The sequence below is a fragment of the Flavobacterium sp. CF108 genome (assembly GCF_900129795.1).
GTDB lineage: Bacteria > Bacteroidota > Bacteroidia > Flavobacteriales > Flavobacteriaceae > Flavobacterium.
The window spans coordinates 44,367-56,576 of record NZ_FQWW01000004.1; the positions used below are offsets into that span (position 1 = coordinate 44,367).

The window sequence follows — 12,210 nt, forward strand, 5'->3', positions numbered from 1 at the left end:
ATTTCTATGCTATTTTAAGCATTGAATATTTTCTCTTGGTGTCCAATACTTTCCTGGTGAATTGCTTTGAACATTCTTAAAACAAATTCTTCAGTAAGACCTTTTTTCTCACCTTCAAGAATCATTTTCCCTAAGATTTCGTTCCAACGGTTGTTTTGAAGAATCGCTACGTTTGCATCTTTTTTCACCTGACCAATTTCGTCAGCAACTTTCATACGTTTTCCTAATAACTCTAATAAGTTAGCATCAAGAACGTCGATGTTAGCTCTTAGTTTTGTCATTTTTTGACTGTACTCATCTGTAGTATCATCCGTTTTTCTGATAGTCAAATCTTTAATGATTTGTTTCAAAGCATCTGGAGTAACTTGCTGTGCAGCATCAGACCAAGCATTGTCCGGATCGTAGTGCGTTTCGATAATCATACCATCGTAGTTCAAATCTAAAGCCTCTTGCGTTACTTCAAAAATCATTTTGCGATCTCCAGTAATGTGAGATGGGTCGATGATTAATGGTAAATCAGGGAATTTATTTTGCAATTCGATAGCAATCTGCCATTCTGGAATGTTTCTGTATTTTGTTTTTTCGTAAGTAGAAAAACCTCTGTGAATAACTCCTAATTTCTCGATTCCAGCCATGTGTAAACGCTCAACACCACCTAACCATAAAGCTAAATCCGGGTTTACTGGGTTTTTAACCAAAACGATTTTATCAGTTCCTTTTAAAGTATCAGCAATTTCCTGAACTGCGAAAGGGTTTGCAGTTGTACGGGCACCAACCCATAAAACGTCGATATCATGTTCTAAAGCCAGTTTACAGTGAGCCGCAGTCGCAACTTCTGTTCCCATTAATAAACCAGTTTCAGCTTTTGCTTTTTGTAACCATTTTAATCCAATTTCTCCAACACCTTCAAATCCTCCTGGACGTGTTCTTGGTTTCCAGATTCCTGCTCTGAAAACACTTACTTTTGAATCTTTCAATTCGTGAGCAATTTTCAATACTTGATCTTCCGTTTCTGCACTACATGGTCCAGCTATCACAAGTGGGTGATTTAAATTGAAATCTTCTAACCACTTTCTCATTTCTTTCTTATTTTCCATCTTAATTTTTAATTTATTTCTTAGTTGTTGTTAATCCGTTTAATATCTCTTTTATTTTATTTGTGCTTTCCATTTCTTCAAAAATGGCATTGTAATTTTCATCTTTCAGCAAATCTCTAAACCGACTGAGATTTGAAATATATTCTTCTAAGGTTTCCAGAACGTGTTCTTTGTTCTGCTTAAAAATCGGCGTCCACATTGCGGGCGAACTTTTTGCTAAACGAACGGTACTTTCAAATCCACTCCCCGCCATATCAAAAATATCCTGCTCGTCTTTTTCCTTATTCATTACCGTTTTACCCAGCATAAACGAACTAATGTGCGACAAATGCGAAACGTAAGCAATGTGTTTATCGTGCGAAGTCGGGTCCATATATCGAATCCTCATTCCTATTTCGCTGAAAAGCTTTAATGCCTTTTCCTGCAATTTAAAAGTGGTTTTTTCCACTTCGCAAATAATGTTTGTTTTTCCTTTAAACAAACCTTTTATTGCCGCCGAAGGTCCTGAAAACTCTGTTCCTGCTATCGGATGCGTGGCAATAAAATTTCTTCTTTTTGGGTGGCTTGCTACTGCTTCGCAAATTGGTTTTTTCGTCGAACCAACCTCAAAAACAATTGTTTTATCTCCAACTAAATTCAGAACTTTAGGCAAAACCGTCAGCGCCACATCAACCGGAACCGAAACGATTACAAAATCGGCTTCTGCCAAATCTTCAAAACTTCCTGCTTCATCGATAACTCCTAAATCAATGGCTTCCTGCAAATGTTTTTCGTTGCTGTCAATTCCAAAAATTGTCGAATCAGGATGCTGGTCTTTGATGTCCAGCACCATCGAACCGCCTATTAATCCTATTCCTATTACGTATACTTTCATATTTATTTTTATTAGAAGCTGTTTCCTGCTATCCGCTGTATCTTTTATGGTGAACCCCACCATAAAAGGATGCCGCTTCTATCAGGGCTAGAGCTTCTCGTTTTTCAAGACCTTTTATTTTTTCTGTCACCCTGAGCGAAGTCGAAGAGCTTTCCAATCTGGGTGTGGCTTCGACTTCGCTCAGCCTGACAATCTAAAATTTTCAAAATCGATCAATCGCTTCTTGTACTTTTTCTTCTTTTACACACAATGAGAATCTGATATAACCTTCACCATTGCTTCCGAAAATTGTTCCTGGTGTAATGAAAATATGTTTCTCGTATAATATTTCGTCAATGAACTTTTCTGCTGATTCAATTCCTGCCGGAAGTTTTGCCCAAACAAAAAGGCCGACTCCTTCTTTATAAACTTCGCAGCCTAATTTTTCTGCTAGTTTTTCTGTTAATTCTCTACGGCGTCTGTAAATTTTGTTTTGGTCTTCAAACCAAGATTTATCGCAATTTAAAGCGGCGATTGCACCTTTCTGAATTCCGTAGAACATTCCGCTGTCCATGTTGCTTTTTACTTTTAGAACTGCATCGATAATTTCAGGATTTCCTAAAACCATTCCCACTCTCCAGCCAGCCATGTTGAAGGTTTTACTAAGTGAATTCAATTCTAAAGCTACATCCTTCGCACCTTCAACCTGCAATAAACTCATTGGGTTATCATTCAAAACAAAACTATACGGATTATCGTTGATCAATAATATATTGTGTTTTTTAGCAAAAGCAATCAATTTCTCAAATAACGCTAAACTTCCTCTCGCTCCTGTTGGCATATGCGGATATCCCAGCCACATAATTTTTACTTTTGAAAGATCTAATTTTTCTAAAGCTTCAAAATCTGGTTCCCAAGCATTTTCTTCTTTCAAATCATAATAAACCGGAACTGCCTGAACCAAATTAGTTACCGAGGTATAAGTTGGATAACCTGGATTCGGAATTAAAACGTGATCGCCTTCGTTTAAAAATGCCAACGAAATGTGCATAATTCCTTCTTTCGAACCCATCAAAGGCAAAATCTCATTATTCGGATTTAATTCAACACCAAATTGATTCTGATAAAAATCTGCCATCCCTTTTCTCATTTCCGGTAATCCTTGATAGCTTTGATAACCATGTCCGTTTTCGTCTTGAATTGCCGCAGCGACTGCTTCAATTACTGCTTTTGACGGACTCAAATCAGGGCTTCCGATTCCCATATTGATGATCGATTTTCCTTCAGACATCAGCTGACGAACTTCTCTCAATTTTGATGAGAAGTAGTACTCTTCAACTGTATCTAATCTTTTTGCTGTTGTAATCATTTTTTTTATTGCTTTAGGCTTTAAGCTGTATGCTTTAGGCTCTTTTTAACTTTTACTTTGCTTTATGCTTTGTTGACTTTAAGACTTTTGACTTTCCAACTTTAAGACTATCTTAAGGTCTTGTATTTTTATATTCTCCCAACACTTTAAAATATTCTGCCATTATGTTTAATAACGCTTTGGCTTTTGCAAAATCTTCGTATTTCTCAAATGTCACATCTACGAAGAATGAATATTTCCAAGGTGTTTCAATTTTTGGAAGTGACTGGATTTTTGTCAAATTCAGTTTGCAGTCGCTCATTACATTTAAAACCGCTGCTAAGCTTCCTCTCTTGTGATCTAATTCAAATTTGACAGATGCTCTGTTGATTTCGTTTTCCGGCAAAAATGAATTTTGCTTTTTGATGATCACGAAACGCGTCATATTGTTTTTTATCGTTTGAATCGCCGGAGCAATAATATCTAAATCATACATTTCAGAAGCCGTTTCACTTGCAATTGCTGCGATTCCGGTTAATTGTTTTTCCTGAATTCTTCTTGCTGTTTCGGCTGTATCTTTATCCTCAACCAATTTGATATTTGGATATTGTTTCAGGAAATCCATGCATTGTAAAAGTGCCATTGGGTGTGAATGAACTTCTTTTATATCTTCAATTTTCTGACCTTTTAAAGCCATTAAATTTTGCTGAATGTTTAAATAATGCTCTCCAATAATGTGTAAATTATTCTTGTCAATCAAAGCATAATTCGGGATAATTGGTCCGGCAATTGAATTTTCGATCGCCATAACCGCCTGATCTGATTTTCCGGCAATAAGGCTGTCAATTAATTCTTCAAAGGACAAACATTCATCAATATCCACATTTTCAGAGAAATACTCCTTCACAACCTGATGATGAAAAGATCCTTTAATACCTTGTATTGCAATTTTCGTTGTCATATATTCAAAAAAAAATCCTGATTTGCATCAGGATTGTATATTAGTTTTATTTGTCTTAGAAATATTTCTCAAATAACCATAGCACAATCCTGACTTCTACTAAAGAAGAAATAAAAACTGTTGCTAAAATAAAAACGGTTACTTGCCATTTTGTTTGTGTTATTTTGTAAATTCTCTGCGAATGTATAAATTATTTTTACCGCACCAAAAAAAATATTGCATTTTATGAAACAAAAAGGGATTTCTTAACAAATTTAGGCTGATTTGTATGATAATATAAAAATATGGGCTTAAAATGAGATATTTACAATTGGTTTTTTCTAAGGGACTAAGATGCTGAGCTGCTAAGGTTCTGAGATTTTTTTATTTACTAATAGGATACCAGATAAAGAAATCCTTTATGTATCATTTAATTATTAAAAACTCATCAATAAATTCTTTGTCATCATTCACATATAAATAATAAGCTCCAATTTCTTTTTCATCTTTAAAAAGATTCATTTTAATCTTAACACAAGGAGTAGGAATAAAATCATGATCTATTAAAACCGCAATTGATTTTGAAACTATATTATCAAACTTAACATTTTCATATTCTTCGGGATTTATATTATTAAAATACTCACTCGCAAGATTATAATATGCCTCTTTGTTTTCTATAATCAAATTAAGTATACTCATTTTATAATTTAATAGACAACTCTAAATGTCCTCCTAAACCAAGTTCTACAATTTTTTGAAGTGTCGAAAATTTGACTTCTTTTACATTATTTTCAATCTTTGAAATATACGATTTTGTTGTTCCTGATTTTAATGCAAGTTCTTCTTGTGTCATTCCTTTTTGAAGTCTAGCTTCCTGAAGCAATACTCCAATTTTAAAGTTTTCATAACCAACTTCTAGTTCATCTCTCTTGGGAGTTCCAATTTTTCCATAATGTTCTTCAACGAAATCGTCTAAGCTAACCAAGTTTTTATTTTTCGTTTTCATATTCTTTTTTAATTTTCAAAGCCTTTTTAATTTCTTTCCTTGGTGTTTTCTGAGTTTTCTTTTGGAATCCATTAGCCAATACAACTATTTTTCCTTCATCAAAAAAGCAAAAAACTCTAAATATATTACTTCCCTGCTGAATTCTAATTTCAAAAAGTCCATCAGTATTTTCAATATGTTTTAAATATGTTGATGGAATTTTTTCAGCATATTCAATTACTCTAATTGTCCAGATTATTTTTGCTTTGACTTTTTCTTCTTGTTCATTAAAAAACTTTTTAAAATACTCCTTAAAGAAAAAAACAGATCTCAACTTTGAATTCTCATTCATTTTAGCAAATATATAAAAGTTGTTCTTAAGTGAAACTTTTATAGATATAAAAGTTTCTATAAAATCTACAAATATAAGTAAAAAGCTACAAAAAAAATCAAAGTCAATAAAAAAACAGCTATCATTACAATAACTGCTTTTATATAATTAAAAATCTAAAATCTAAAATCTAAAATTATTAAGATCCACACATTTCACAATCTTCAGGATCTGCGGCTTGTGCTTTTAAAAGCATCGCTTTATAATCCTCAACACTGATTGCTTCAGTTTCGGCAACTAATGATGGAGCTGTTTCTTCTTTTTTGTCGTTGTTTAATGTGAATTTAATCGCATCTACAGCCGCTTTTGTTCTTAGATAATACATTCCTGTTTTTAAACCTGACTGCCAAGCATAAAAGTGCATTGAAGTCAATTTAGAATAGTTTGCATCCTGCATGAACAAGTTTAGCGATTGAGACTGGTCAATAAAATATCCTCTTTGACGAGACATATCGATAATATCTTTCATCGACATTTCCCATACTGTTTTGTACAATTCTTTTAAATCTTGCGGAATCACATCTATATTTTGAACAGATCCGTTATGACGCATAATTTCTTGTTTCAGCGTTTCGTTCCATAAACCTAATTTTACTAAATCCTCCAGTAAATGTTTGTTTACTACAATGAATTCTCCAGACAGTACACGACGTGTGTAAATGTTTGATGTGTATGGTTCAAAAGCTTCGTTATTACCAAGAATTTGTGAAGTCGAAGCTGTTGGCATTGGCGCAACTAATAATGAGTTACGAACTCCATGTTCTACCACTTCTTTTCTTAATGAAGCCCAGTCCCAACGACCTGATAATTCTTCATCTTTCATTCCCCACATATTGTATTGGAATTCTCCTTTAGACATTGGAGAACCTTCAAATGTTGAATATGGTCCTTCTTCTTTTGCCATTTCCATAGAAGCGGTTACAGCAGCAAAGTATAATGTTTCGAAAATCTCTTGGTTTAATTTTTTAGCTTCATCGCTTGTAAACGGCATACGTAACATAATGAATGCATCAGCTAAACCTTGAACACCTAAACCAACCGGACGATGACGCATGTTTGAGTTTTCTGCTTCTTGAACTGGGTAATAGTTTCTGTCGATTACTTTGTTCAAGTTACGAGTTACACGTTTTGTAACATTGTAAAGCGCTTCGTGATCAAACTTTCCGTTTTCAATAAACATTGGTAACGAAATAGACGCTAAGTTACAAACTGCAATTTCATCTTTAGATGTAAACTCCATAATCTCTGTACACAAGTTAGAAGAACGAATTGTTCCTAAATTTTTGTGGTTCGATTTACGGTTTGCTGCATCTTTGTACAACATATATGGCGTTCCGGTTTCGATTTGCGATTCTAGGATTTTCTCCCATAATTCACGAGCGCGGATTGTTTTTCTTCCTTTACCTCTAAATTCGTAGTCAGTATATAATGCTTCGAATTCATCTCCATAAACATCATATAATCCCGGACATTCGTTAGGACACATTAAAGTCCAAGTTGAATCTTCCTGAACACGTTTCATGAATAGATCTGAAGTCCACATTGCGAAGAATAAATCTCTCGCACGCATTTCTTCTTTTCCTGTGTTTTTCTTTAAATCTAAGAAATCAAAAATATCAGCATGCCATGTTTCGATGTAAATCGCAAAACTTCCTTTACGTTTTCCACCACCTTGATCTACGTAACGAGCTGTATCATTGAATACTCTCAACATCGGAACAATTCCGTTTGAAGTCCCGTTTGTACCACGAATATAAGATCCTGTTGCACGAACGTTATGAATAGAAAGTCCAATTCCTCCGGCTGACTGCGAGATTTTTGCTGTTTGTTTTAATGTATCATAAATACCATCAATACTATCATCCTGCATTGCCAAAAGGAAACAAGAAGACATTTGCGGTTTTGGAGTTCCTGCATTGAACAACGTTGGCGTTGCATGCGTAAAGAACTTTTTAGACATTAAGTCGTAAGTTTCAATTACTGATTTTAAATCATCTAAGTGAATACCAACAGAAACACGCATCAACATGTGCTGCGGACGCTCTACGATTTTTCCGTTTATTTTAAGAAGATAAGAACGCTCTAAGGTTTTAAACCCAAAGTAATCGTAATTAAAATCTCTTGTATAAATGATGTGAGAATCTAAAAAAGCAGCATTTTCCTGAATCACCTTAAATACGTCATCAGCAATTAATGGTGCATCCTGACCATTTCTTGGATTTACGTAGTGATACATATCTTTCATCGTTTCTGAGAAAGATTTTTTTGTATTAGAGTGTAAATTCGAAATCGCCACACGAGCTGCTAATTGTGCATAATCTGGATGAGCAATCGTCATAGATGCCGCAGTTTCTGCCGCAAGATTATCCAATTCAGAAGTAGAAACTCCATCATACAATCCTTCGATAACTCTCATTGCTACCTTAACCGGATCTACAAGCTCATTCAGGCCGTAACACAATTTTTTAATTCTTTCTGTAATCTTATCAAACATTACAGGCTCTCTGTGTCCATCTCTTTTTACTACATACATAAGCTTACTTTTTATAGTTATTGAATAAATGAAAGTAACTAGAAAACGAATTCCAGTCCTTAAACATTGCGTGTTTTTAAATTATTTTTCGAGAATTACAGAATTCTCAATAGTTGTCCTTTCCCAATTTGAATATCAAACCGAAAAGCCGTTAAAATTGCTATTAAATCTCCGATTTGGGTGATAGAGATTTAACCTAAAATGTTCTGTAAAAATTAATCCGGGCTTTAGATAAAATTATCCCAAATTAAAAAAATGCTGTTGTTCTAAAAATCTGCGTCAAATGAAATTTTTTGAGCATCGCTGTCTGTGTTCATAACTCCAGATTTTTGATACTCGGCAACACGTTTTTCAAAGAAATTAGTTTTTCCCTGAAGAGAAATCATGTCCATGAAATCGAATGGATTTGCTGATCCGTATACGCGCTCGCAACCTAATTCAACCAAAAGTCTATCTGCGACGAACTCCAGGTACTGTGTCATTAAACCTGCATTCATTCCAATTAAACTTACCGGAAGAGATTCTGTTACAAACTGTCTTTCGATATCCAGTGCATCAACAATAATTTCTTTGATTCTGTCTTTTGGTACTTTGTTTACCAAATGGTGATTGTGCAAGTGAACTGCAAAATCACAATGTACGCCTTCGTCACGAGAAATCAACTCATTAGAGAAAGTTAAACCTGGCATTAAACCACGTTTTTTCAACCAATAAATTGAACAGAAAGCACCTGAGAAAAAGATTCCTTCAACAGCAGCAAAAGCAATAAGTCTTTCTGCAAACGAATCAGACTCGATCCATTTTAAAGCCCATTCTGCTTTTTTAGCAATTGCCGGGAAAACTTCTAAAGCATTAAACAACTCTGCTTTTTCTGCTTCATCTTTCACATAAGTATCTATTAATAGTGAATAGGTCTCACTATGAATATTCTCCATCATGATTTGAAAACCGTAGAAAAATTTTGCCTCAGCATATTGAACTTCATTTACAAAGTTCTCTGCAAGGTTTTCATTTACGATTCCGTCAGAAGCAGCAAAGAATGCTAAAATGTGTTTAATGAAATATCTTTCGTCGTCATTAAGTTTATTATTCCAATCTGTCAAGTCTTGGTGCAAATCGATTTCTTCAGCAGTCCAAAAACTAGCTTCCATTTTTTTATACCATTCCCAAATATCATGATGTTTGATAGGAAAAATAACGAAACGATTTTTATTTTCTTGTAAGATTGGTTCTACTTGTGACATGACAAATTTTGTTAAATTTTTATACTGAAACTTTACTAATTCAGTAGACTACAAAGATTGGCAATTATAGCTAAAAATGAAAGTCAAACTTATTCACAATTTGATGTAGTTTTTAACAAAGGTTAAAATTTGAAACATTTTTCATACAATAATTAATTTACTGTAAATGAACGAATTAAATACACCAATTACACCTTGAAGCCCCGTAGAATATAGACTTTTTAATATAAAAAGCAAGAAATTTTAAATTGTTTTAAAAAGTTTTTTTTGAGTCAAAACTTTATTTTTTTGAGTCAAAATAAGCCTTCGCAAAAAGGTATTTTTTACACTTTAATTTTTAAGAATTTTTAAGTTCCTGAGCTACCTTTTCAAGTTCTAAATACCAGTCTTCACCAAAACGACGAATCAAGGCTTCTTTCACAAATTTATAAACCGGAACCTCTAATTCTTTTCCTAAAGAGCAGGCATCATCGCAAATATCCCATTTGTCATAATTAACCGCAGCAAATTCTGTGAAGTCTTTTACACGAATTGGATACAGGTGACAAGAAACCGGTTTTTTCCAATCTACGATTCCTTCATTATAAGCTTGCTCGATTCCGCAAAGCGCAGTTTTTCCATCAAAAATAACATAAGCACAATCTTTATTATCGATAAGCGGCGTTTCAAGATCGCCGTCGGTTCCTTTTACCCAGGTTCCCTGTGCTTCGATTGCTGCAATTCCTTCTTTTCTTAAAAAAGGTTTCACTTTTGGATAAATTTCTTCTAAGATTTTAGTTTCTGCTTCACTCAAAGGCGCGCCCGCATCTCCATCAACACAACAAGCCCCCTTACAAGCAGACAAGTTGCACACAAATTCTTTTTCCAGAATGTCTTCTGAAACAATAGTTTTCCCTAACTGAAACATGATAATAAAATACGCTAAATTTATAAAGTGCAAAGATAGTCAAAGAAAACGGATAAAAAATTTACCGCAAAGATTCACAAAGGCTTTCGCAAAGATTCGCAAAGATTCGCAAAGAATAATTCAGTTTTTACTCTTTTCGCAATTTTAACTTTGTGAAACTTTGCGAGGAAACTTTGCGATACTCTGCGGTAAAAACAATAATTGTTACAAATATCACTTTTTTAACCACTAAACCGTGTTTTTATAACAAAAATGAATTATACCGAAAAAACACCTAACTTTATTAACTACTTTTGCAGCAGTTTTTTAAACCCTTAAATCAAAGCGATATGTTAGATATAGACTTTAAAGAAATCATTACAGTAAGCATGGTACTTTTTGCCGTAATTGATATTGTAGGTTCAATTCCAATTATCGTGAATTTAAGAGCAAAAGTGGGACACATTGAATCTGAAAAAGCTTCGATTGTTGCGGGAATGATTATGATTGTTTTTCTTTTTGTTGGAGAAGGATTATTGAACTTAATTGGTATTGATGTTCATTCATTTGCCGTTGCCGGTTCTTTTGTATTGTTTTTTCTGGCTTTAGAGATGATTTTAGGAATCCGCATTTATCGTGACGAAGAACCAGGCTCAGCCTCTATCGTGCCATTGGCTTTTCCATTAATTGCCGGAGCGGGAACTATGACTACTTTACTTTCCCTTCGATCTCAATTTCATACTATTAATATAATCATTGCAATTTTACTAAATATTATATTGGTTTATGTTGTTTTGAAATCTTCTAAAAAAATCGAAAATTTACTAGGAGAAAACGGACTTGGCGTGGTCCGCAAGACATTTGGAGTGATACTTTTAGCAATTGCTGTTAAATTATTCGCTGCTAATGTTAAAGGTTTGTTTGTCTAAGATTTATTTTTATACTTTTACCCCCATTAAATTTATAAAATACAACTTTAAGGCATTTTTTATTAGAGTTTTACTTTGATATTTTTATACAAACAAAACAACCAATATGAAAATCTTCACTTCAATCTTAGTGCTTTTAGCATTAGCTTTAATTGTTTTTAATATTACGCTATTAGACTTTACAAATCCTTTTCAAGGAGACAGTATGGTAGCTTTTATTGGAATTGCAGCTTCATTTTGCGCCGTGTTGATTCTTTTGATTTTTAGAATTTCAAAAAGAATTGAAGAAAAAACAAACGGTCGATAATATATGTTTGACGTTTTAATTATCGGCGGGGGTGTATCAGGCATGTCTTGTGCCTTAGTTTTGGGTTCTGCTAAAAACAAAGCTTTTGCTACCGACAAAAAAATCGGAATTTTTACGCATCAGAAAAACTCTTCTTTACAAGAGGCTATTTTCTACAACGCTTATGGCATTACGCCAGGTAAATTAGGTTCTGAATTACTAGAAGAAAGTACGCAGGATTTAGCAGCATCTTATCCGCATATCGAACAGATTGCAAACGAAAAAGTAATTAACGTAGAAGGTTCTTTTCCTTCATTTACTGTTATTACCAACAAAAACTCTTATCAAACAAAAAGTATCGTTGTGGGAATTGGTTCTGCCAATACATTTGATATTGGAGGTTTGACACAATATATTGAACCGCATAAAAAGGCACTTCCGGAAAAACAGCGTATTCAGCTTAAAAACGAAGATCATAAAGTTACTGACGGCATTTATGTTATTGGAACTTTAGCCGGATGGAGAAGCCAATTGGCCATTGCTGCAGGAAGCGGCGCGGCTGTTGCCACAGATATTCTAACTTTATGGAATAACGGAACACAGACTCACTCGCACGACAGTATTCGATAAAATTTTAAAACATAAGTTTTTTTTTTATTTTGAACCATTAAGAGATTAAGAGAAATTAAGTTTCTGTACTTAATAAACTTAAGCC

General features: G+C 33.9%; 13 protein-coding genes. 3 read left to right on the top strand and 10 right to left on the bottom strand.

Going from position 1 to position 12,210, the window contains the following annotated elements; translation table 11 throughout:
* Window positions 1–14 precede the first annotated feature (14 nt).
* The 10 genes from BUE10_RS11915 to BUE10_RS11960 all read right to left on the bottom strand — a co-directional run bounded on the left by BUE10_RS11915 (window position 15) and on the right by BUE10_RS11960 (window position 10,301).
* On the bottom strand, window positions 15–1,097 hold the full coding sequence (locus BUE10_RS11915) for a bifunctional 3-deoxy-7-phosphoheptulonate synthase/chorismate mutase type II (RefSeq protein ID WP_068842266.1): 1,083 nt from the start codon (window positions 1,095–1,097) through the stop codon (window positions 15–17).
* A gap of 13 nt (window positions 1,098–1,110) precedes the next feature.
* The gene (locus tag BUE10_RS11920) at window positions 1,111–1,971 is read right to left on the bottom strand and encodes a prephenate dehydrogenase (protein WP_073485360.1); all 861 of its coding nucleotides are present in this window, start codon (window positions 1,969–1,971) and stop codon (window positions 1,111–1,113) included.
* A gap of 202 nt (window positions 1,972–2,173) precedes the next feature.
* Entirely contained in the window at window positions 2,174–3,319 is a 1,146-nt protein-coding gene (locus BUE10_RS11925; RefSeq protein ID WP_073485362.1) for a pyridoxal phosphate-dependent aminotransferase, read from the bottom strand.
* A 112-nt stretch (window positions 3,320–3,431) separates the two neighbouring features.
* Window positions 3,432–4,259 (bottom strand): prephenate dehydratase, encoded by an 828-nt coding sequence (locus tag BUE10_RS11930; protein WP_073485364.1) that lies wholly within the window; start codon window positions 4,257–4,259, stop codon window positions 3,432–3,434.
* Window positions 4,260–4,664: 405 nt separating this feature from the next.
* Window positions 4,665–4,940 (bottom strand): hypothetical protein, encoded by a 276-nt coding sequence (locus tag BUE10_RS11935; RefSeq protein WP_073485365.1) that lies wholly within the window; start codon window positions 4,938–4,940, stop codon window positions 4,665–4,667.
* Between the two features lies 1 nt (window position 4,941).
* Window positions 4,942–5,247: a helix-turn-helix domain-containing protein gene (locus BUE10_RS11940; protein ID WP_073485367.1), complete on the bottom strand. Its 306-nt coding sequence runs from the start codon at window positions 5,245–5,247 to the stop codon at window positions 4,942–4,944.
* Window positions 5,231–5,578, bottom strand: coding sequence for a type II toxin-antitoxin system RelE/ParE family toxin (locus tag BUE10_RS11945; protein WP_073485369.1), 348 nt, complete (start codon window positions 5,576–5,578; stop codon window positions 5,231–5,233). The genes BUE10_RS11940 and BUE10_RS11945 overlap by 17 nt, the downstream gene beginning before the upstream one ends.
* Window positions 5,579–5,756: 178 nt before the next feature.
* On the bottom strand, window positions 5,757–8,150 hold the full coding sequence (locus BUE10_RS11950) for a ribonucleoside-diphosphate reductase subunit alpha (RefSeq protein WP_073485371.1): 2,394 nt from the start codon (window positions 8,148–8,150) through the stop codon (window positions 5,757–5,759).
* Between the two features lie 266 nt (window positions 8,151–8,416).
* The gene (locus tag BUE10_RS11955) at window positions 8,417–9,394 is read right to left on the bottom strand and encodes a ribonucleotide-diphosphate reductase subunit beta (RefSeq protein ID WP_053472511.1); all 978 of its coding nucleotides are present in this window, start codon (window positions 9,392–9,394) and stop codon (window positions 8,417–8,419) included.
* Window positions 9,395–9,731: 337 nt separating this feature from the next.
* Window positions 9,732–10,301, bottom strand: a complete 570-nt coding sequence (locus BUE10_RS11960) for a DUF3109 family protein (protein WP_073485373.1) — start codon at window positions 10,299–10,301, stop codon at window positions 9,732–9,734.
* 329 nt (window positions 10,302–10,630) lie between these two features.
* Here BUE10_RS11960 and BUE10_RS11965 point away from each other — a divergent pair, with 329 nt between their 5' ends.
* The 3 genes from BUE10_RS11965 (at window position 10,631) to BUE10_RS11975 (ending at window position 12,125) form a co-directional block, all read left to right on the top strand.
* Entirely contained in the window at window positions 10,631–11,209 is a 579-nt protein-coding gene (locus BUE10_RS11965; protein WP_053472509.1) for a MarC family protein, read from the top strand.
* Between the two features lie 106 nt (window positions 11,210–11,315).
* Window positions 11,316–11,516 carry a hypothetical protein gene (locus BUE10_RS11970; RefSeq protein WP_053472508.1) on the top strand — a complete coding sequence of 67 codons (201 nt, stop codon included), beginning with the start codon at window positions 11,316–11,318 and terminating at the stop codon, window positions 11,514–11,516.
* A 3-nt stretch (window positions 11,517–11,519) separates the two neighbouring features.
* Window positions 11,520–12,125 carry an FAD-dependent oxidoreductase gene (locus tag BUE10_RS11975; RefSeq protein ID WP_073485375.1) on the top strand — a complete coding sequence of 202 codons (606 nt, stop codon included), beginning with the start codon at window positions 11,520–11,522 and terminating at the stop codon, window positions 12,123–12,125.
* Window positions 12,126–12,210: the final 85 nt, after the last annotated feature.

What these genes read in the sequence shown, in the direction of transcription:
- BUE10_RS11945 (WP_073485369.1), bottom strand. Translation starts at nt 5,578, where the DNA reads ATGAATGAGAATTCAAAGTTGAGATCTGTTTTTTTCTTTAAGGAGTAT.
- BUE10_RS11950 (WP_073485371.1), bottom strand. Translation starts at nt 8,150, where the DNA reads ATGTATGTAGTAAAAAGAGATGGACACAGAGAGCCTGTAATGTTTGAT.
- BUE10_RS11915 (WP_068842266.1), bottom strand. Translation starts at nt 1,097, where the DNA reads ATGGAAAATAAGAAAGAAATGAGAAAGTGGTTAGAAGATTTCAATTTA.
- BUE10_RS11960 (WP_073485373.1), bottom strand. Translation starts at nt 10,301, where the DNA reads ATGTTTCAGTTAGGGAAAACTATTGTTTCAGAAGACATTCTGGAAAAA.
- BUE10_RS11930 (WP_073485364.1), bottom strand. Translation starts at nt 4,259, where the DNA reads ATGACAACGAAAATTGCAATACAAGGTATTAAAGGATCTTTTCATCAT.
- BUE10_RS11940 (WP_073485367.1), bottom strand. Translation starts at nt 5,247, where the DNA reads ATGAAAACGAAAAATAAAAACTTGGTTAGCTTAGACGATTTCGTTGAA.
- BUE10_RS11935 (WP_073485365.1), bottom strand. Translation starts at nt 4,940, where the DNA reads ATGAGTATACTTAATTTGATTATAGAAAACAAAGAGGCATATTATAAT.
- BUE10_RS11920 (WP_073485360.1), bottom strand. Translation starts at nt 1,971, where the DNA reads ATGAAAGTATACGTAATAGGAATAGGATTAATAGGCGGTTCGATGGTG.
- BUE10_RS11975 (WP_073485375.1), top strand. Translation starts at nt 11,520, where the DNA reads ATGTTTGACGTTTTAATTATCGGCGGGGGTGTATCAGGCATGTCTTGT.
- BUE10_RS11965 (WP_053472509.1), top strand. Translation starts at nt 10,631, where the DNA reads ATGTTAGATATAGACTTTAAAGAAATCATTACAGTAAGCATGGTACTT.
- BUE10_RS11925 (WP_073485362.1), bottom strand. Translation starts at nt 3,319, where the DNA reads ATGATTACAACAGCAAAAAGATTAGATACAGTTGAAGAGTACTACTTC.
- BUE10_RS11970 (WP_053472508.1), top strand. Translation starts at nt 11,316, where the DNA reads ATGAAAATCTTCACTTCAATCTTAGTGCTTTTAGCATTAGCTTTAATT.
- BUE10_RS11955 (WP_053472511.1), bottom strand. Translation starts at nt 9,394, where the DNA reads ATGTCACAAGTAGAACCAATCTTACAAGAAAATAAAAATCGTTTCGTT.